Origin of the sequence: Nostoc sp. (genome assembly GCF_036917515.1) — a bacterium.
Classification (GTDB): domain Bacteria; phylum Cyanobacteriota; class Cyanobacteriia; order Cyanobacteriales; family Nostocaceae; genus Nostoc.
The window spans coordinates 1-19592 of sequence record NZ_JBALDE010000216.1; the positions used below are offsets into that span (position 1 = coordinate 1).

Here is a 19592-nt window from a genome sequence, read left to right on the forward strand (position 1 = left end):
TTGGGCAACGCCTCGCCACAGGTAGTTGAAGCACTGCTGGGTTCACTCAAAGATGAGAGTCAGAATGTGCGTTTGTTTGCTGCTGAAGCATTGGGCAAGTTGGGCAACGCCTCGCCACAGGTAGTTGAAGCACTGCTGGGTTCACTCAAAGATGAGAGTCAGAATGTGCGTTTGTTTGCTGCTGAAGCATTGGGAAAGTTGGGCAGCACCTCGGCACAGGTAGTTGAAGCACTGCTGGGTTCACTCAAAGATGAGAGTCAGAATGTGCGTGACTCTGCTGCTGTTACATTGGGCATGTTGGCCAACGCCTCGCCACAGTTAGTTGAAGCACTGCTGGGTTTTCTCAAAGATGAGAGTCAGAATGTGCGTGACTCTGCTGCTGTTGTATTAGGCATGTTGGGCAATGCCTCGCCACAGGTAGTTGAAGCACTGCTGGGTTTTCTCAAAGATGAGAGTCAGAATGTGCGTGACTCTGCTGCTGTTGTATTGGGCATGTTGGGCAAAAACTCCAGCAATGTTACTGCTACTGTCGCCGAATGGATTTTACAACACCAGGATTCAGAATATGTAGGCAGTGGAATTGATGCGCTGTGGAATTTGGTAGTAACAGAAGAATAATTTTTGTTTTTTCACTGGAAGTTCCTAAAGAGGGCTAAATACTCAGCACTCTGTTGGTAAGCAAACCATTGACATTCAGTTAAAAATCGAAGGTTGTGCGAAGTACACCCACATACTGCGTATCATTTCTGCTGTCGTTTTCTGGGTTGAGAATCACCCAAAAACCAGGAGTTACTGAGATGTTGTCATTCAGGCGGTAACGATAAAATGCTTCGATATGATAAGCGTTGTCTTGGTCTTGACGGACATCACTGTTAGAGATATGCGGTGGTATACCAAAGAGAATTCCCGGCAGATTGCCTCTACCACCCACATCGGGAAACGACACACCAATCGCCCCAAACCAGGCATTGGCATTGTCACCATTGTTCACAAATAGAGAATCTGTTCCACCCCTACCATTGGAAACATCACTCAAACCAGAATTCTCGGCATTTGCCCAAATATATCCACCCCAAGCGTGAACTTGGAAATTCGGGGAGAAGCGATAGTATCCCTGTGTGCCGACAATATCGTTGGAAGTAGCAATGTTGTTGCCAAAGGGAGCGTTTGACAGGACGCTACCCGTCCCAGCTGAAAGTTCAATTACTCCAGCAGGGCTATAGCCATGAGAGTAAGCAACACCAATTGCTCCTTGCTTACCGTAATAAGCTAAGTGCGCTAGGGCGTTGTAGCCGCCATTAAATAATCCGTTGCTAGGCGATGGCACATTAGAACTGCCTGCTAAATAGCCCAAAGTGAGAACCAAGTCTTTGGTAATGTTCCAGTTAGCGGCTGCACCAGCACCACCTCGCCGGAATAAGGGACTATATGACCCAAATAGTGAGGGAACTCCATTGCCGTCATCAGCAATTGTGGGGGGAGTAACAGTGGTTGAAATGTCAGTGTAACCAATGCCTGTGGGCCCAACAACGAAGCTAAGAGAATCACTGACTGGGAAGTAATAACGGATGTGGGGGACATAAAGTATCTCGTTGCTGTCATAATCGAAGTTCAGGCGTGTCATCCCTGTGCCTGTGGCTGCGGCAATTTGGCTGCCAATATTGGACGCAAAGTTACCAAATTCTAGCCGGACTCGCAATAAATCTTTGCCAGTGAAACTGCTCTCAAAGTTGAGACGACCCCGATTTGCAAAGTAGAGATTGGATTGATCATCTTCGCCACCTACTCTATCACCAAAGGTATCACTAATGGCGGTAATAATTTGAGCATTTAACCTAGTAGTAGTGGAAAACTGCTGCGCCTCCAATGTTGCTGTATGTGCCTCTACGGTATCTACTCGTCCGCGCAGAGTCGTCAGTTCTGCGGCAAAGTCTGACTGCAACTTTTGCAGCACTGCTAAATCTTGCTTATTAACTAAATCACTAGTAGATGTGGCAATTAACTCATTAATTCGATTCAAACAAGCATTTAAACCTGCGGCAAACTCATAACGGGTTAAGGCACGATTACCGCGATAGGTGGAATTGGGATAACCTGCAATACAGCCGTAGCGTTCCACCAGCGATTGCAATGCACCAAATGCCCAATCAGTTGGTTGTACATCAGAAAACTGGGAAACAGAATTTACTTGTCCCTGCAAATTCCGATTAGCATCTACTGCATTAGAATCATCTTCTGGAGGTGCTGCCCAAACTGCTGGAATTGCCAAAAATAGAATAAAAAAACTATGAAAAATAATTTTTAGCATTGGCTTATTATTTGAAAATGGTTTAATTCTGAATTTGTAACTAAATAGATCGCACTCGAACCAAAGCTTCCAATCTTGAAGCTAATCAGCATTAAAGTTACATATTTCGAGCTGATATTCTAGGTTATTTAAAGTAACGCTATGACTTTTTGCTTCTTTCTCAAAAACCGGCTAATTTAAATCCAGGATGTAAATCAATAAATGGCGCATGAAATAACCATGCCGGATAAATCAGAAGAAAAAAGAGCCGTATTGATAGTTTCTATCTTTTTACTGATTTACTGAAGCGAAAGTTTATATTTAGTTGTTGTTTAATATTTTTTCTGGGATGTAGCATCATAGATGGGAATACAGACTCATAATAATTAAGAAAATTCTGTATTTATAAACACACTGCTGCATACTTTTCAATTACTTTGTAGTCATCAGTTGTGAAGAAGGCAGGAGGCAGAAGGTTGGAATTTATCTGTTGCTATCAACCCCATCTAATCCTAAGCCAATTGTTTATAAAACTCCATAAAATCACGCTTGGTGAGACAAGGGGCTTAAGCCCCTTGTTCTATTCAACAAAGTCGGTAATTGGTACAAGGCTAAAACTATTTGTCAAAGTCTTTTTTTAACAACCGCTCCAGACGCAGAGGACACAGAGATACAAATTACAAATTACGCACAGCAGTACTAGATAGATACCAATTACATATCTTCCAACTCAATTCCTTTGGTTTCTTTAATAAAAAAGAGAATGAAAAAGAATGAGGTAGCTGCTGCAATTGTATAGATTCCATAGGCAGAACCTAGACCGAAATATTGCAGTATGGGAGGAAATGTTGTGGAAATGAGGAAATTGGCAACCCATTGCATAGCAGCAGCAATCGAAAGTGCGGCGGCTCGAATTTTGTTATTAAACATTTCTCCCAACAGCACCCAAACCACTGGCCCCCAGGAGAAACCGAAGCAGAATACATAGAGGTTGGCTGCGATCAGAGCTATAGTCCCGGCGCTTCCGGTAAGATTGGGGTTCCCAGTAGCATCAAGGGGAGCATTGCCAAATAGATAAGCCATCGTTCCCAAGGTTACGGTCATGCCGATTGACCCGATTATGAGTAAGGGTTTGCGGCCAAATTTATCCACGAAGGCGATCGCAATCAGTGTTGTAATAATGTTGACGGCTCCTGTAATCACTGTGATTGATAGGGAATCTTTTTCGGAAAACCCGACAGCACGCCACAAAACGCTGCTGTAGTAGAAGATTACATTAATCCCAACAAATTGCTGTAATACAGATAAGCCGATTCCTATCCAAACAATTGGTAGGAGTCCGCCACTTCTGCTTAAGAGGTCAGAAAATTTAGGTTGGCGTTCGCGAAGCACTGTCTGCCGAATTTCTTCGATTTTTGGCAGTACGTCACCTCCTAAAATCTTGGTCAGAACGTTAGCAGCTTCTGGTTCTCGTCCTTTAGCAACCAAATAACGCGGAGATTCAGGAATTGTTAAAGCGATCATTCCGTAGAATACTGCTGGCGGGACTGCTGTCCAAAACATCCAGCGCCAAGCTACAACTCCAAACAAAAACGGCGAGTCTGCTGAACCTGCTGACACAGCGATAAAGTAATCGCTCAATAAGGCGACAAAAATTCCGACTACGATCGCTAATTGTTGCAGAGATCCTAACCTTCCTCGCAAATGGGTAGGAGAACATTCGGCAATATAAGCCGGCGCGATCACGCTAGCAACGCCAATGCCAATCCCACCCAATAATCGCCAAAAGATAAAATCCCAGATAGTGAAGGCTATCCCAGAGCCAATAGCACTGATAGTAAACAACGCCGAAGCAACCACCATTGCCTTAATTCGACCGTAACGGTCTGCAATCTGTCCGGCAAAGAAGGCTCCTACCGCAGAACCCAGCAACGCTAAGGACACTGCTAGCCCTGTTACCCAACTACTGATATTAAAAGCTTTTGCTAAAGAGAATACCGCACCGTTGATTACAGCAGTGTCAAAACCGAATAAAAACCCGCCGAGGGCAGCGGCACCAGCAATCAAAATTACATAAAACGTGTTGGCTTTACGACGAACAGTAGTGGAAGACATAGTTTATATATTGGGGATTGGGCATTGGGGATTGGGCATTGGGGGGATGAGAGAGATGAGAGGGTGGGGAGTGGGGAGCAGGAGAAGTAGAAAGCAAAAACTCATTCACGGAGTTCGAAGGCTCATTAATGGAGTTCAAAGGCTCATTAATGCAGTTCAAAGACTCATTTACGAGTATCAAAGACTCATTAATGGAGTTCAGAGGCTCATTAATGCAGTTCAAAGACTCATTAACGGAGTTCAAAGGCTCATTAATGGAGTTCAAAGACTCATTAACGGAGTTCAGAGGCTCATTAATGGAGTTCAGAGGCTCATTAATGGAGTTCAAAGACTCATCCCCTATTCATCAATGCCCCATGCCCAATGCCCAAATACATTGATTTTTTACCGTCTAGAACGTCTGCGTAACCGATCGATCATTACTGCCAAAATAATTACTAGTCCTTTGACGACTAGTTGCCAGAAATAAGATAGGTTCAACAAAGTTAAACCGTTGTTGAGAATAGCAATAATTAATGCACCGAGAAGTGTGCCGCCTATGGTACCAATACCACCTGTAAAGCTGGTTCCACCTAGAATAACAGCAGCGATCGCATCTAACTCGTAACCAGTACCGACGATGCCACTAGCACTATAAAGACGGCTGGCACTCATTATTCCTGCCAAACCTGCCAGTAATCCACTGACGCCATACACAAATAGCAACACCCGATCGACTTTAATCCCAGTTAATCGTGCTGCTCGCTCGTTACCACCCACTGCATATATTTGCACCCCCAAAACCGTTTGTCGCAGGACAAACCAACTTACTACTATACTTAGCAGCGCAATGATTACCAACCAAGGCAGGGGGCCGACATAGCTATTGCCTATCCAAGCAAAATTTATCTCACGGTTAATAACCGTTGTACCATTGGCAACCAAAAAGGCAACACCCCGCAAGGCAGTCAGTGAACCCAGTGTGACGATAAAAGGTGGCACATCCAAAAAAGTGATCAGAGCGCCGTTAATTAAACCCAAAAGCAATCCTGCAAGCAAACCAGCAGGTATAGCCGCCCAACCTATAGCCGGAAGTAGCGATACCAGCACCGTAACTACGGCAGAAACAGCCAATATTGACCCAACTGAAAGGTCAATACCTCCAGTCAGAATTACAAACGTCATTCCCGTTGCTAGGACAATATTGATTGATGCCTGACGCAAGATATTAACGATATTAGCGCCTGTGAGGAAGCTGGGAGAAAGGAATGTAAATAAGATGCAGATAATTATTAGAATCGGCAGAATACCTGCAACCTCAAGCAGAGTACTGATTGATTTGCGGTTGCGCTGCGTTGAATTCTTGTCTGTTCTATTATTGACTGGCCTTATTGTCTGACTCATGATGCTGGTACCTCCGATGCTCCAGTTGCATAGTGCATAATATTTTCTTGGGTAATTTCTTTACCAAGACTGCCGTCAAGTTCGCCTACTAGCTGCCCTTCTCGCATCACTAAAACGCGATCGCTCAAGCCCACAACCTCCGGTAGTTCGCTGGAAACCATCAGAACTGCAACACCTTGGGCTGCTAACTCGCTGATAATTCGGTAAATTTCGCTTTTGGCACCGATATCTACGCCGCGTGTCGGCTCATCCAACATCAGTACTCTCGGCTTAATCGCTAACCAACGCGCCAATAGTAGCTTCTGCTGATTACCACCAGAAAGATCCACCGCTCTGATTTCCAAATTCGCCAGCCGGATATTGAAGTCTTCCACTGCTTGCGTCGCTAATAGATTGACTGAACCCCAGTTGACGACACCAGCCTTTGCATCCTGCTTGAGTGTGTTAATGGCTATATTCTTACGGGAACTCATCTCTAGAAATAAACCCTGGTCTTTGCGGTCTTCCGGGACGTAACCAATTCCAGCAGCAATGGCATCACCGGGGTTATTAATATTAAGTTTCATCCCATTGAGGAAGACTTCACCACTTGTTTTGCGATCGGCACCAAAAATCAGCCTGCATACTTCCGTTCGTCCTGCACCAACTAGCCCCGCTAGACCGACAATTTCGCCAGCGCGAAGTTGAAAACTAGTTGGCTCAACCTTGCGTCCATCACTGATATTTGTGACTTCTAATCTCACTGGACCGGGGTTGGTTTGTCGTTGATGTTCGTAAAAGTCCTGCATCGAGCGACCGACCATCATCTGCACCAATCGCTGTGCAGAAATTTCGTCCCGCGTCAGACTGCCAATGTATTGACCATCGCGCAGCACGCTAATCCGGTCAGCCAATGCATATATTTCTTCCATGCGGTGACTGATGTAGATAATGGCAATGCCGTCGCTTTTTAGTCTGCGAATTACCTCAAACAAGCGCTCTGTTTCGCGGTCAGATAGTGCTGCTGTTGGCTCGTCCATTACTAAAACACGGCTATTGTCCTTCAGCGCCCGCGCAATTTCCACCTGCTGCTGTTCGGCGACTACCAAGCTACCAACTACTGTTTGTGGTGTAAAACTTGCTCCCAGGCTTTGAAGCACTTTCTCTGCTTCCAGTTCCATACCTTTGCGGTCTAAAAGCTGACCTCGGCGCAACTCGCTACCCATAAAAATATTTTCGGCAACGGTTAAATTAGGTGCAACGTTCAGTTCTTGATAAATGAGATTGATACCTGCCTTGCGTGCTGAAGCCGGATCGGTAATTTTTACCGGGCTACCATTGATGCGAATCTCGCCTTCGTCAGCAATGTAAGCCCCAGCCAGGATCTTCATCAATGTACTTTTGCCTGCTCCGTTCTCACCCATGAGGGCGTGAACCTCTCCTGGATAAATCGTGAGATTAACATTTTGCAGGGCAGGTACACCATTAAATCGTTTAGCAATCCCTTGCATTTCTAATACAGGGGTAGCAGTTGGTACATGAGGAAAAGAGGTTTCAATATTTGTTGTCATCAGCTGTACCTGTAAAAACAATTGAAAATGTGTATTTTTAAGTTAAAAATTCCCGAAAATCATAGTTTGATATGAAATGAAAGCCGTTACAAAATCATCTTTAGAAAACTTACCACTGATGATCGGTGACTTTCACAATTTTGATTACTTACCAACCTTTCTCTGTGTTAACGTTGTCTTTTGTAATCAGCTTGGGTGTTAGCAGAATGGTGGGATTACTAGGTTTTTTACCATTCAAGATGTCGTTACCAACCTTGACTGCTTCTGTAGCCATACCTCTAGGATTTTGAGTAGCAGTTGCAGCATATATACCATTTTTGTCAGCGATCGCTTTGATTGCTTCTGGCGCACCATCAACCCCAACAATAAAGAAATCTTTACGTCGTGCTTGATTAGCTGCTAGTTCTGCTCCTACCCCACTCGGATCGTTAATCGCAAAAACAGCATCAATTTTCGGAAAGGTTGTCAGCAAATCAGTCATGACTCTAAGTCCTCCATCCCTACTCCCTTCTGCATTCTGGTTTTTAGAGAGTATTTTTAAATCGGGATATTTAGACAATACCTTTTCGCAACCACTAATTCGTTGAAGCACCGATTCCACCGGAGGACCGTTAACTATGACTACATTACCTTTGCCTTTGAGGCGATCGGCAATATATTGGCAACCCAGTTCTCCAGCTTTGACATTATTAGTTGTAATGGTGGCATCCACACCTCCGTCAGCACCTGTATCTACCGCAATCACAATTTTGCCTGCTTGTTTCGCCCTTTCAACTGCTGGTTGAATGCCACTTTTATCAGCAGCATTCAGAACAATGATGTCAGTATTTGCCGCAATAAAATTTTCAATTTGATTGGTTTGTTGGTTGAGGTCATAGGCACTGGAAGCGACAATAACTTTGACATCATTACCCCCAAATTTCTTCGCTGCTGCCTCAACTGCCTGTCCCATAACGACGAAAAAGGGGTTACTTAAATCGCCAACGGTGAAGCCAACTGCTCGTAATTTTGCATCTCCAACACCCTTACTCGCTGCACTAGTATTAGCGGTGTTGCCATTTTGAGAGTTATTTGTGCAACCAATAACAGTACTACTGAGCAGACCTAATATGCTAGCTGCGATCGCAATTTTTTTCACATTCATATATCTCCTCAAGGTGATTAAATACTTACCAGTCTTCGTAAGTGCTGAGGTTGTCTTTAGTGACTAACTTGACTGGAATTAGAATCTCAGAATCACTAGGTTTTTTGCCCTGGATTAAATCGTTGCCAATCTCAACTGCTTTTTGCGCCATTGCTGCTGGATTTTGAGCAGCAGTTGCCACAAATACACCATCTTTGTCTTCCATTGCTTTGGTTGCATCTGGTGAACCGTCAACCCCAACAATAAAAAATTCTTTGCGTCTTGCTTGCCTAGCTGCTAAATCTGCACCAACACCGCTTTGATCGTTCGTAGCAAAAACAGCATCAATTTTGGGGAAAGTTGTGAGCAAATCGCTCATGACTCTAAGTCCTCCATCCCTAGTCCCTTCGGCGTTTTGGTCTGAGATGATTTTTATGTCAGGATATTTGGATAATAAATTCTTACAACCACTTACTCGCTGATTGATTGAGTCCATCGGAGTACCGTTGAGGATGACTACATTACCTTGACCTTTGAGGCGATCGGCAATATATTGGCAAGCAACCTCTCCAGCTTGGGTATTGTTGGAACTAATCATTGCATCCACATCTGCATCAACAGCTGAATCTACTGCAATCACAACCCTACCTGCAAGCCTTGCTTGATCGATAACTGGTTTAACTCCTTTTTTGTCAACAGCGCTGAGGATAATTAGATCGGTATTCGCAGCCGTAAAATTTTCGATTTGGTTGCTTTGTTGGTTTAGATCAAAGGCACTGGAAACTGCATTAACTCTGATATTACCCCCAATTTTCTGGGCTTCTATCTCAGCCCCCTTCTGCACTGCATTATAAAAGGGATTGCCTAAGTCACCCAAAGCTATGCCGACTGTTTGTAATTTTCTATTTGGAGTACTGAGATTCTCTGCACTTATATTAGTAGCTTTGTTATTAGTATTAGTAGCGGTGTTGTTATTTGGAGCGCCATTTGTGCAACCAACAACTGCAAAACCTAATATACCAACTATGAGCAAAATTCTCTTCATATTCATTTATTTATAACAACGGATTAAAATTTGAGAAAGGTCAGCATAAGAGAATACACAGTCATCACAATATGAACTAGGTCTGAAACCTTTAGACCTAATCTAGTGATACTACTAGCTTGTGTAATTCTGACTCCAAAGGTCTTATGACTTGACGTAATTGGAGTTACTGCTATTCGTTTCACGAAACTAGATGTTTTATTTTTAAAGCAAAACTATGAATACCCTACTATTTCAAATAATTACATTATTTGTTAGTGAAATTACTTCGGTATTACATAGTCTGAAAAGAGCTTTTAAGTAAAACTTCCAGAAATTAGTTTTCTTAAATTTGTAAAACTTTATTTTGTTTTGACTTATTTAAGTTTATCCCGATCGCTGACATAAATTATTTTTCTTTATCGAACTTTACAAACAAAAAAGTATTTATATCTCCTTGCATATCATCTAAAGTGTTCATAGTAGAGCATTTGCAGTCATCAACAAATTTAAGATTTATGAAAAGGTTGAAAACGGTAACATTTCGCAATCGATCTACTTCCGAAAAGAGCGGATTATGAGAGGAGCTTTTTTATTTTGAATGCTAGATTTTGAGAAATGTAAACATTCTTTGGTTAGATTTTATAAATTTACTCAAACCTGATTGCCAAGGGTACTTGCTTGTTATTACTCTTCTATCACTTGAATAAAATAGATGAGTAAACAAGATAATATTTATATACTTGATTTGGGAGCATAAATATTTGCTACTTTTTTTATACTTTCACATCTGAATTTTGACTCCTAAATTAATATATCTTTATACAGTTTAAAACTTTAATGTTGCAGGTAAATATTTAGCCACCAAATCTTCATAGTATGATTTTAATTTCTGCCAATCAGGAGGAATAGGGTTTTTTGAATACAAATCGTAGAGATTGAATAAACGTACCCACTTAAACATTTCTTGATCGTGTTTATCCATCAAATGTTCATACGCATTTTCACGATGTTGAGGATAAAAAGAGTGATAGCGAAGCATATACAATGCAGGTTCGGGCAAATAGTTTTTTATCATCTGATAAAAATATTCATCATGACCCCATGACATGTGTACATTACTCAATCCACAGTTAGGCGCATAAATGCCATATTTAGTGTTGTAATCGAGGCTCTTATAATTAGGATTTTTTTTAAAGAATTCTGAAAAAATAATTTTATCAGAAAATGCACAACCAACAGGATAAGTATCGCCTACGGTAGCCCATTGAGGTTCACCAAATAGACAAAGCACTTTCCCCATATCGTGAAAGAAGCCAGTAAGTACCATCCAGTCAGGATGACCATCAGCGCGAATAGCTTCTGATGTTTGCAATAGATGTTGTAACTGATCCATGTCTGTATCAGGATCGGAATCATCAACCAATTGATTTAAAAATTTGACCGCATCCCAAACAGACATTTCTTTTTTATCAAACTTTAAAAACTCTTTTTCTTTTTGAAGTACAAAATTATATGTTTGATTAATATGATTTAACCGATAAAACTCTTTCACTGTATCTCTAATAGTCGTTTCGTAATTCCTATATTTTTTGGTAGTTTTACCTTCTTTAACTATGCTATCTGGATTGGGATAGCGATTAAGTAAGTCTTTTTCCCATTCTTCTAGTGAATGTAAGGGATTATTTTGAACCTGAAGAATAGTATTATTTAGAGTTTGAGACATATCTTCCTACTTGTCAATATTGTATTTGTTAAATGGTACTTTCGGATTATATGCACAGGTGTGGAAAACCTGTCTTATTCATTAGTTTTGCACACGTGTGCAAAACTATATATTAAGTTTTATTGCGTCTTTACACATCTATTTACAATCCACTTCCTTAAGTGTCTTATTCAATCTGTTTGATTCAGATTAAAAATAGTGCTTTTGCACATCCGTACATAAGACTAACTATAAGCTAATCTTTTAGTTTATCCAAGTGTGCAAAAGCTATAATTATTAATTTTCATGTCTGACTTAACCAACTTAGTATCAATTTGTCAATTGTACAGTTGTGGAATACTTAACAAGATTAGCTAACTCTTGTAATTGGTTTATCGCTTCTGCACCCTCTAACTTCATTAATTCGCGATCATCCCACAATTCCATCCAAGTAATTCCATAATCAGACACTAAAAACCGAATCAGGTGCTTTTCTTTCAGGCTAACTATAAATGAAGCACTTTTCATTTGGTTGTCGCATGTATAACAAGACGCAGTATAACCACGCCGCTCAAGTATAATTGTTAAGGCTTGCAGGTTCATTACCAAGTCTTGGACGAATTGCTGATGTTGTTGGGCTAATCTTACAAACACTAGTTTTCTCCTACCATTACAGTTATCTGCTAGCTTTGATATTTCTTTAGACTTACTTCTGATGTGATTTAGTTGCCAAAAGTTCATGTTTTTCTAGATACGTGATTAATCTTAATATTACGGTTGTCACCAATAAGCTAAATTTCCAAAGCCGTTCTAATGTTTTGGACAATTATCTGAGGTGGTTGTGTAATATCCATACATAGAGCATCTACTGGTTCTTCAAGTGTATAAAACTGGCTATCGAGCAGTTTTTCGCTCATGTAATGATTGCTACGTTGTTGCAAGCGCTTTTGAATCAACTCATAAGACCCTTTGAGGTAAACTAGCTTGATGCAATCGCTATCTAATACCAAAAATTGCCGATAGCTATCTTTTAAAGCCGAACAAGCCAGCACCACATTTTTTTTTTCTTGCAGCCAATGTTTTATGGCTGTTTGCAAATCTTGTAACCAAGGCATCCTGTCATCTTCACTCAGAGGGATACCACGCCGCATTTTCTCAACATTCTCTGGCGAGTGGAAAGTATCAGCGTCGCTAAATTCCCATTCTAAAGAGTCTGCTAGCAGTTTTCCGATAGTACTTTTTCCAGAACCAGATACACCCATTACAAGGATAATCATTTTTTTCTTAATAAAAGTTCAACTAATTTGGAATTTGTAATTGGTAACTTGTAGTTGTAATCTGTGAGTTATATTTTCTGTTGACAAATAACGATTATTTTCTATAATACATACAAATGCACACGTGTGCAAGCATTAAAAACTGAGATAAAATAATGAATAAACGAAGAATTTCAATTGAAGATATTGCCCGCAGAGCAGGCGTTTCTCATTCTACAGTTTCACGCGCTTTGCGAGATAACGCTCTCATTAGCCCAAAAGTGCGAGAAGAAATTAAGCGACTGGCGCAAGAGATGAGTTATGTGCCAAATGCTATTGCTCAAAGCTTGCAAAATAAACGTACTAATACCATTGGTGTAGTAGTAACTTCAATTTCTGATCCCTTTTTTGCAGAGGTAGTAGAAGGAATCGAGAAGATAGCCAAACCAGCAGGTTTGAGTGTTTTATTGAGTGCTTCACACCGAGATTTTGAGCAGGAAATGGCAGCTATTGATACCTTTCATCGCCGGAGAGTGGACGGGATATTAATAGCCGACTCGCGAATTAGTAAACAGCATACTAAACAACTCACACAAATTGCTATACCAACAGTTTTGATTAATAGTCAGACTGAAAATCAATCCGAAATATTTCATTCAGTAGCAATAGACGATCGCTTAGGTGCTAAATTAGCCACAGAGCATCTAATCAGTTTGGGACACACCGCTATTGGTTATCTGGGTGTAAGCGATCGCAGCAGATCGAACCAGCAGCGCCTAGAAGGATATCAAATGGCCCTTGCTGAAGCTGGTATTCTACCAAATACTGATTGGGTTTCAATTAGTGACGAATATGATACCAGAACCAGTGATGTTAGCACTGGGCAAAATATGCTATCTAAACTTTTGAGTGCGGAAGTAACAGGCATCTTTTGTTACAACGATATGGTAGCAATTGGTGCTTTGTTAGCTTGCCAAGAATTAGGTATTTTAGTACCGCGAAATTTGAGTCTCGTCGGATTTGATGGTATTGCTCTAGGTTGTTACGTTACGCCGCCATTAACTACAGTTAGCCAGCCAATGTTAGAAATTGGTGGTATAGCTATGCAAATGTTACTCGATTTATTAGAAGAAAAAACTGTGGAAAATCGCGTTTTATCTCCTTTTATAGTACAGCGTGGTAGTAGTGCAGTAGTATTAACAATTTAAAACAATTTATATCAGAAATTTTAATCAAACAAAAATTATGTTTACTAAAAAAGCGACTTTATCTCCTGATCACTGTTTTTCTCCAGAACCAGTTCAAAGACGATTAGCCCATCAATTTTTTGATAGCATATCTGCGTTACCTCTAGTCTGCCCACACGGTCACGTAGATCCAGCTTTTTTAGCTAATCCCGCAGCCCGTTTTGGTTCGCCAACGGAATTACTGATTATCCCTGACCACTATCTTTTGCGGATGCTCTATAGTCGCGGCGTATCTCTGCAAGCTTTGGGCATACCAACTAATGATGGTTCACTAGGAGAAACCGACCACCGCAAAATTTGGCAATTGTTCGCTGACCATTTTTATCTATTCCAGGGTACTCCATCTGGGTTGTGGTTAAAAGAGGAACTAACTAACGTCTTTGGGGTGGATGAACCTTTAAATTCTCGCAATGCAGGATATATCTATGATTATCTAGAAGGTTTGTTAGCCTCACCGGAGTTTTCCCTTCGGGCTTTATTCAAACGCTTTAATATCGAAGTGCTTTGTACTACCGATGCCGCCAGTGATAACCTAGAGAATCAGCGATCGCTCCACGAAGAAGGGTTTACTCAAATCAGACCAACTTTTCGCCCAGATGCAGTAGTTAATCTGGATGCTCCTGGTTGGCGCGAAAATCTTAGCAAATTGGAAAGCAGTATCGGTAGAGAAATTAGCACTTACGCCAATTTTGTGCAAGCTCTCGAAGAACGTCGAGCTTTCTTTAAAAAAATGGGTGCGACAGCTACCGATCAAAGTGCAGCTACACCTTATACCACACGTCTTTCTGACCAAGAAGTTGAAGCTATCTTTGCCAGAGCATTAATCGGCAAGCAGAATCCAGGTGATGTAAAACATTTTACTGGTCATATCTTCATGGAAATGGCACGGATGAGTGTAGAAGATGGCTTGGTGATGCAAATGCATTGTGGTGTGATGCGTAACCATAATCCGGCTTTATTTGAGAGATTTGGAGCTGATAAAGGTGCTGATATTCCCGTAAAAATAGAATGGACTGAAAATTTACGCCCGTTGTTGTCAGCTTATGGTAACGATCCGCGCTTCCATTTAATCATTTTTGGCATGGATGAAAGCACTTATAGCCGCGAGATGGCTCCGTTAGCTGGTCATTATCCCAGTGTATTGCTTGGGCCGCCTTGGTGGTTTCACGACAGCGTAAATGGTATGGAGCGTTATTTCAATCAGGTAATGGAAACTGCTGGAATTTACAATACAGCCGGGTTTAATGATGATACACGGGCTTTCGTTTCGATTCCGGCTCGTCACAATGTCTGGCGGCGAGTAGCTTGTAATTGGTTAGCTGGATTGGTAGCACGAGGATTGATTGAGGAAGAGGAAGGGTATGATATGGCTCGGGCTTTGGCTTATGACCTCGCTAAGGTTGCTTACAAGTTTGCGTAAAATCGTCGGGAGTTGAGGAGTGAAATTTAAACGCTCCAGTAGCACGGAGGTACGCAGAGAATTAATGGAATGTTGTACTTAGCGGGGGAATGCTTGATGTCAGAGTTGATTTTAAGTAAACTTTTTAGCTTAAAGGAGCGGGTAGCGGTAATTACTGGTGGTTCTGGTGTGCTTGGTGGGGCTATGGCAAAGGGTTTGGCTCTGGCTGGAGCGCGAGTGGTCGTTTTGGGTCGCAATCAAGTCAGGGCGGCGGCGGTGGTAGCTGAGATAACTGCTAATGGTGGAGAAAGTATCGCTGTGGTAGCAGATGTTAGCGATCGCTCTCAATTAGAAATCGCTAGGGATGTTATTATACAGCATTGGGGTGAAATAGATATTTTGGTAAATATGGCTGGCGGTAATATTCCGGCTGCTACAATTTCTCCTGATGCGACTATTTTTGATCTGCCACACGCAGCTTTTGAGGAAGTAGTTAGCCTCAACTTAGTTGGCACTCTACTACCTTGTCAGGTTTTTGGTCAAGCAATGGTAGAAAGAAGTCAGTCTCACGGTTGCATTGTGAATATTTCTTCTATGTCTGCCATTCGAGCAATTAGCCGCGTGGTTGGCTACTCAGCCGCGAAAGCGGGGATAGATAACTTTACTCGCTGGCTAGCTGTAGAACTCGCCCAAAAGTATGGTGATGGAATGCGAGTAAATGCGATCGCACCAGGTTTTTTTATTGGGGAACAAAATCGAGATTTACTCTTAAATTCTGATGGTAGTTTGACCGAACGTGGGCAAAAAATTATTGACCATACCCCCGCCAGACGTTTCGGAAAAGCAGATGAATTACTCAGCACTTTGATCTGGTTATGTAGTTCCGGTTCGAGTTTTGTGAACGGGGTAGTCGTGCCGGTAGATGGTGGATTTAGTATCTACAGTGGAGTTTAATCATGTATTCACTGGCTGTCAATAACGGGACACTTTCAGATGAGCAAGTTTTCGAGTTAGTTCATCAAGCTTTCGCAGACCCTAAGTTTGATGGACAGCGCATCTTGGTGTTAATTCCAGATAGTACCCGCACTGCTCCCATCCCGCAAATGTTTCGATTGCTGCATCAGGAGTTGAGTCAAAGAGTAGTGGCTCTAGATTTTTTAATTGCTCTGGGTACACATAATCCCATGAGTGAGGAACAAATCAATCACTTAGTAGGAGTAACAGCAAAGGAACGAGAGACAACTTTTCAAAAAACTCGCATTTTTAACCATTTTTGGAACGAGCCAGATACCTTTATTTCTTGTGGAGTAATTTCCGCAGACGAGATAGCAGAAATTAGCGGTGGAATGCTACATCAGTCAGTTGATGTACGTATTAATAAGCTGGTAAAAGAATACGATTCGATCGTAATTTGCGGCCCAGTTTTCCCCCACGAAGTTGTCGGTTTTTCTGGTGGAAATAAATATTTTTTTCCTGGTATTGGTGGTCAAGAAGTAATTAATCTCTCCCACTGGTTAGGTGCTTTAATTACTTGTTACGAAATTATTGGTACACTCGGAATAACACCAGTTCGGCGTTTGATTAACCGAGCTGCTAGCCTGATTTCTACCTCAAAGCTTTGTTTGGCGATGGTAGTCGCACCGAAAACAAATCAGCTAGCTGGACTTTATATAGATCAACCAGAACCCGCCTGGGAAGCTGCTGCCAAATTATCAGCTAAACTGCATATTAAATATGTAGATCGGCCTTTTAAACAAGTGCTTTCAGTCATGCCCCAAATGTATGATGACATTTGGACAGCAGCTAAAGGAATGTACAAGCTAGAGCCAGTAATAGCCGACGGAGGCGAAGTAATTATATATGCGCCTCACATTACCGAGTTTAGCTATACACACGGCGAAATCCTATCCCAAATTGGTTATCATGTGCGGGATTACTTTCTCAAACAATGGCATAAATTCCAAGAGTATCCTGCTGGAGTGCTGGCCCATAGTACTCACCTAAAAGGGATGGGTACTTTTGATCCAATAGAAGGAGAACAAGCGCGAATTCGCGTGACTTTAGCTACTGGTATTTCTGCTGAACGCTGTGCTGCTCATAACTTGAACTATCGTGATCCCGCGACTATTCAACCCACCCAATGGGCTAATCGAGAAGATGAAGGCATATTGCTTGTGCCCAAGGCTGGCGAGATATTATACCGTCTAAGTTAAGTACTGGAGTTTAGACTAAGCTAGCGCACGCCAAGCCTTGATCGCGTCTGCGGTCACAAAATGCTTTTCTAAGCCAATAATTCTCATAGGTATGGTTCGTCTCTTCAATCGATGCGCCTTGTGAAGTCTCAAAGAAATAGACCGTTACGTTCCGAGTAGCTCCGGCACAAAGATATCCTCGCACGTCAGCCACCGCTTCGAGAGACCTTGTTCAAAGTGGTAGCGCAAGAAAGTGTCGATTTCTTTGCGATTCGCTTCGACCCCATACGGCCACCAGTCGTCCCCCAATAGAAATCGGTCTTCTGCGAGAAGTTGACTCAACCACGGCACCATAATGCCCATATTATTAAATATCATGCCTGTTTTATACTGCTTTATTGCAACGTCCTTCGCATCGCAAAAGCCTTGGTAGAGAGATTGTGCCAGACCTGGATGTTGAGCGAGAAGCTCTTTGCTCACAACGACCGTATGCATGATCGGGAAAATACCAGTCTGTTGGTAGTAATTGCGTTCAACTGACTCGTAATCGGGGAACAGTCGCGCAACTTGTGGCGAGTTATTCAGCACGCACTTCGGCACATCAGCTGAGATTAGCGCGTCGATCGCTCCTGTTTCCAACATTTCTCCTAAGTCTGTGCCTTCTGGTGCCCAAGTCACATTGACGTTCGCCGGCTGCGCTCGCGGGATGAAATCGATTGGTGCCAGGGGCCAATCAAGTCCGCCGATAACCCAGCGGCACTGGTCGGGCGTCACGCCATACTCGTCCGACAGAATGCCTTTTGGCCACACGCCCGCATCGTGACCGTACATCGCGAATTCGCCAACGGTCTTGCCTGCAAGATCTTGCGGCTTTTGAATGCCGCTCGACTTGTTGATGTAGATCGCCGAGTGTCGAAAACAGCGATTTGGAAATACCGGAATTGCAATGAACGGCGGATTGTCGAAGTCGAGGGTTCGTAGATAATATGTCAGACCCAATTCTGAGACATCGAACTCGCATTGCCGGATCATGCGCTCGAAGATTTCTGAAACAATGCGGGTATTCTCGAAGCTAGCATCGACACCATCGATCTTTACAGTGCCATCAGCCAACGCTTGCGTGCGATCGTAATTCCAGAAGGCAATTTTAAGCTTGAGATCACTCATTACGCAGTTTCCTCTAGCGTGTAGTCTTTCATTTTAGATCCGGTAGAACTAATAGAATTGTGAAACAGCCATGCCATGCGGCAGAAAATCGCCCCCTAGTAGAATGCTAAATCAACTGTATTGCCGTCGAACTCACGTCAGTTTAAGATTTTGCACTTTGCGCTATTCTTGATCTGATGAAACGTCAGCGAATCAGTTTATAGCAGCGAACAAAAAAGCATGGGTGGGAAATTAATTGTATTTGAAGGGGTAGAAGGCTGTGGCAAAACCAGCCAAATGCAGCTTTGTTCTGAGTGGTTAGAAAGTCTAGGTGTTTCTGTAATGGTAACTCGCGAACCAGGGGGAACAGAGTTAGGTTTACATCTTCGCCGCTTGCTACTAGAAAAATCAGAAGATAAACCAGTTGCAGAAGTGACAGAACTTTTGTTGTATGCTGCTGACCGATCGCAACACGTTGAACAAGAACTTAAACCAAATCTCGCCACTGGTAAATATATTTTATGCGATCGCTACACTGACTCTACCATTGCCTACCAAGGATATGGTCGCGGTCTGAACATGAGTTTAATCAATCAGCTTAACAATATTGCTACTGGTGGTAAGACAAGCGATCTAACTATTTGGCTAGATGTCGATGTCGAAGTTGGACTAGCGCGCAAACTCTCAGACCAATTAGGACTAGACCGCATTGAACAAGAGACAATCGCTTTTCATCGGCGCGTTCAGCAAGGATACGCACATTTAGCAGCATCCCATCCCTCACGAATTGTTCGGGTAGATGGCAGCTTGAGTAAAGAAGCTGTACAACAGGTAATTCAAGGAATTTTACGCGTACACCTGCATTTGTAGAGGTAGGGATTGAAGGAGCAGGGGGAGCAGGGGAGGCAGGGGGGACAAGGAGAATTGGGGACAAGGGGAAGGGAAAGACTTGTTGCAAGTTCTAACTTTAGTCATACCAATTTAAAAAAATAATGCGACAGATACATACACCCAAACCTTTGTTCTGTCTGGCTTTCTTAATTTTGAATTTTGAATTTTGAATTTTGAATTGGTATAGCAACCGCCAGGTTGGTTAGGACACTAAACTCAGAACATACTCCATTGCCGCTCGCAAGGTAGGGAAGTACTCCAGTTGCTTGCGGAT

General features: G+C 42.4%; 16 protein-coding genes. 6 read left to right on the forward strand and 10 right to left on the reverse strand.

The features are described 5' to 3' along the window. Positions 1-618 (forward strand): HEAT repeat domain-containing protein (locus V7K89_RS28125; RefSeq protein ID WP_335193114.1); only part of this gene is annotated, 618 nt, incomplete at its 5' end. 79 nt (positions 619-697) lie between these two features. On the opposite strand, the gene V7K89_RS28130 is transcribed toward V7K89_RS28125, so the two are convergent. From V7K89_RS28130 to V7K89_RS28170, 9 genes are all read right to left on the reverse strand, one after another. Then, on the reverse strand, positions 698-2308 hold the full coding sequence (locus V7K89_RS28130; RefSeq protein WP_335193116.1) for an iron uptake porin: 1611 nt from the start codon (positions 2306-2308) through the stop codon (positions 698-700). 693 nt (positions 2309-3001) lie between these two features. Continuing rightward, complete coding sequence (locus V7K89_RS28135) at positions 3002-4402, reverse strand: sugar porter family MFS transporter (protein ID WP_335193118.1); 1401 nt, start codon at positions 4400-4402, stop codon at positions 3002-3004. Between the two features lie 384 nt (positions 4403-4786). Continuing rightward, positions 4787-5785: an ABC transporter permease subunit gene (locus tag V7K89_RS28140; protein WP_334907341.1), complete on the reverse strand. Its 999-nt coding sequence runs from the start codon at positions 5783-5785 to the stop codon at positions 4787-4789. Further along, positions 5782-7335, reverse strand: a complete 1554-nt coding sequence (locus V7K89_RS28145) for a sugar ABC transporter ATP-binding protein (protein ID WP_335193120.1) — start codon at positions 7333-7335, stop codon at positions 5782-5784. Before V7K89_RS28145 ends, V7K89_RS28140 begins: the two co-directional genes overlap by 4 nt. A 148-nt stretch (positions 7336-7483) precedes the next feature. Next, on the reverse strand, positions 7484-8479 hold the full coding sequence (locus V7K89_RS28150; protein WP_335193122.1) for an ABC transporter substrate-binding protein: 996 nt from the start codon (positions 8477-8479) through the stop codon (positions 7484-7486). A gap of 25 nt (positions 8480-8504) precedes the next feature. Next, positions 8505-9503: an ABC transporter substrate-binding protein gene (locus tag V7K89_RS28155; protein WP_335193124.1), complete on the reverse strand. Its 999-nt coding sequence runs from the start codon at positions 9501-9503 to the stop codon at positions 8505-8507. A gap of 808 nt (positions 9504-10311) precedes the next feature. Next, positions 10312-11208 carry an inositol oxygenase family protein gene (locus V7K89_RS28160; RefSeq protein ID WP_335193126.1) on the reverse strand — a complete coding sequence of 299 codons (897 nt, stop codon included), beginning with the start codon at positions 11206-11208 and terminating at the stop codon, positions 10312-10314. Positions 11209-11517: 309 nt separating this feature from the next. After that, positions 11518-11841, reverse strand: a complete 324-nt coding sequence (locus tag V7K89_RS28165) for a DUF1815 family protein (RefSeq protein ID WP_335193128.1) — start codon at positions 11839-11841, stop codon at positions 11518-11520. 137 nt (positions 11842-11978) lie between these two features. Next, on the reverse strand, positions 11979-12464 hold the full coding sequence (locus V7K89_RS28170; protein WP_335193130.1) for a gluconokinase: 486 nt from the start codon (positions 12462-12464) through the stop codon (positions 11979-11981). A 155-nt stretch (positions 12465-12619) separates the two neighbouring features. Here V7K89_RS28170 and V7K89_RS28175 point away from each other — a divergent pair, with 155 nt between their 5' ends. The 4 genes from V7K89_RS28175 to V7K89_RS28190 all read left to right on the forward strand — a co-directional run bounded on the left by V7K89_RS28175 (position 12620) and on the right by V7K89_RS28190 (position 17302). Then, positions 12620-13651 carry a LacI family DNA-binding transcriptional regulator gene (locus V7K89_RS28175; RefSeq protein ID WP_335193132.1) on the forward strand — a complete coding sequence of 344 codons (1032 nt, stop codon included), beginning with the start codon at positions 12620-12622 and terminating at the stop codon, positions 13649-13651. A gap of 37 nt (positions 13652-13688) precedes the next feature. Continuing rightward, complete coding sequence (gene uxaC, locus V7K89_RS28180) at positions 13689-15110, forward strand: glucuronate isomerase (RefSeq protein ID WP_335193134.1); 1422 nt, start codon at positions 13689-13691, stop codon at positions 15108-15110. 69 nt (positions 15111-15179) lie between these two features. Next, positions 15180-16043 carry an SDR family oxidoreductase gene (locus tag V7K89_RS28185; protein WP_335193136.1) on the forward strand — a complete coding sequence of 288 codons (864 nt, stop codon included), beginning with the start codon at positions 15180-15182 and terminating at the stop codon, positions 16041-16043. A 2-nt stretch (positions 16044-16045) separates the two neighbouring features. Next, the gene (locus V7K89_RS28190) at positions 16046-17302 is read left to right on the forward strand and encodes a lactate racemase domain-containing protein (protein ID WP_335193138.1); all 1257 of its coding nucleotides are present in this window, start codon (positions 16046-16048) and stop codon (positions 17300-17302) included. A 144-nt stretch (positions 17303-17446) separates the two neighbouring features. On the opposite strand, the gene V7K89_RS28195 is transcribed toward V7K89_RS28190, so the two are convergent. Beyond that, positions 17447-18448 carry a hypothetical protein gene (locus V7K89_RS28195; protein WP_335193140.1) on the reverse strand — a complete coding sequence of 334 codons (1002 nt, stop codon included), beginning with the start codon at positions 18446-18448 and terminating at the stop codon, positions 17447-17449. 219 nt (positions 18449-18667) lie between these two features. Between V7K89_RS28195 and tmk the strand changes: the two genes are divergently transcribed. Beyond that, positions 18668-19297 (forward strand): dTMP kinase, encoded by a 630-nt coding sequence (tmk, locus tag V7K89_RS28200; RefSeq protein ID WP_335193142.1) that lies wholly within the window; start codon positions 18668-18670, stop codon positions 19295-19297. Positions 19298-19592: the final 295 nt, after the last annotated feature.

What these genes read in the sequence shown, in the direction of transcription:
- V7K89_RS28185 (WP_335193136.1), top strand. Translation starts at nt 15,180, where the DNA reads ATGTTGTACTTAGCGGGGGAATGCTTGATGTCAGAGTTGATTTTAAGT.
- V7K89_RS28130 (WP_335193116.1), bottom strand. Translation starts at nt 2,308, where the DNA reads ATGCTAAAAATTATTTTTCATAGTTTTTTTATTCTATTTTTGGCAATT.
- V7K89_RS28155 (WP_335193124.1), bottom strand. Translation starts at nt 9,503, where the DNA reads ATGAAGAGAATTTTGCTCATAGTTGGTATATTAGGTTTTGCAGTTGTT.
- V7K89_RS28190 (WP_335193138.1), top strand. Translation starts at nt 16,046, where the DNA reads ATGTATTCACTGGCTGTCAATAACGGGACACTTTCAGATGAGCAAGTT.
- V7K89_RS28160 (WP_335193126.1), bottom strand. Translation starts at nt 11,208, where the DNA reads ATGTCTCAAACTCTAAATAATACTATTCTTCAGGTTCAAAATAATCCC.
- uxaC (WP_335193134.1), top strand. Translation starts at nt 13,689, where the DNA reads ATGTTTACTAAAAAAGCGACTTTATCTCCTGATCACTGTTTTTCTCCA.
- V7K89_RS28140 (WP_334907341.1), bottom strand. Translation starts at nt 5,785, where the DNA reads ATGAGTCAGACAATAAGGCCAGTCAATAATAGAACAGACAAGAATTCA.
- V7K89_RS28150 (WP_335193122.1), bottom strand. Translation starts at nt 8,479, where the DNA reads ATGAATGTGAAAAAAATTGCGATCGCAGCTAGCATATTAGGTCTGCTC.
- tmk (WP_335193142.1), top strand. Translation starts at nt 18,668, where the DNA reads ATGGGTGGGAAATTAATTGTATTTGAAGGGGTAGAAGGCTGTGGCAAA.
- V7K89_RS28170 (WP_335193130.1), bottom strand. Translation starts at nt 12,464, where the DNA reads ATGATTATCCTTGTAATGGGTGTATCTGGTTCTGGAAAAAGTACTATC.
- V7K89_RS28175 (WP_335193132.1), top strand. Translation starts at nt 12,620, where the DNA reads ATGAATAAACGAAGAATTTCAATTGAAGATATTGCCCGCAGAGCAGGC.
- V7K89_RS28195 (WP_335193140.1), bottom strand. Translation starts at nt 18,448, where the DNA reads ATGAGTGATCTCAAGCTTAAAATTGCCTTCTGGAATTACGATCGCACG.
- V7K89_RS28135 (WP_335193118.1), bottom strand. Translation starts at nt 4,402, where the DNA reads ATGTCTTCCACTACTGTTCGTCGTAAAGCCAACACGTTTTATGTAATT.
- V7K89_RS28145 (WP_335193120.1), bottom strand. Translation starts at nt 7,335, where the DNA reads ATGACAACAAATATTGAAACCTCTTTTCCTCATGTACCAACTGCTACC.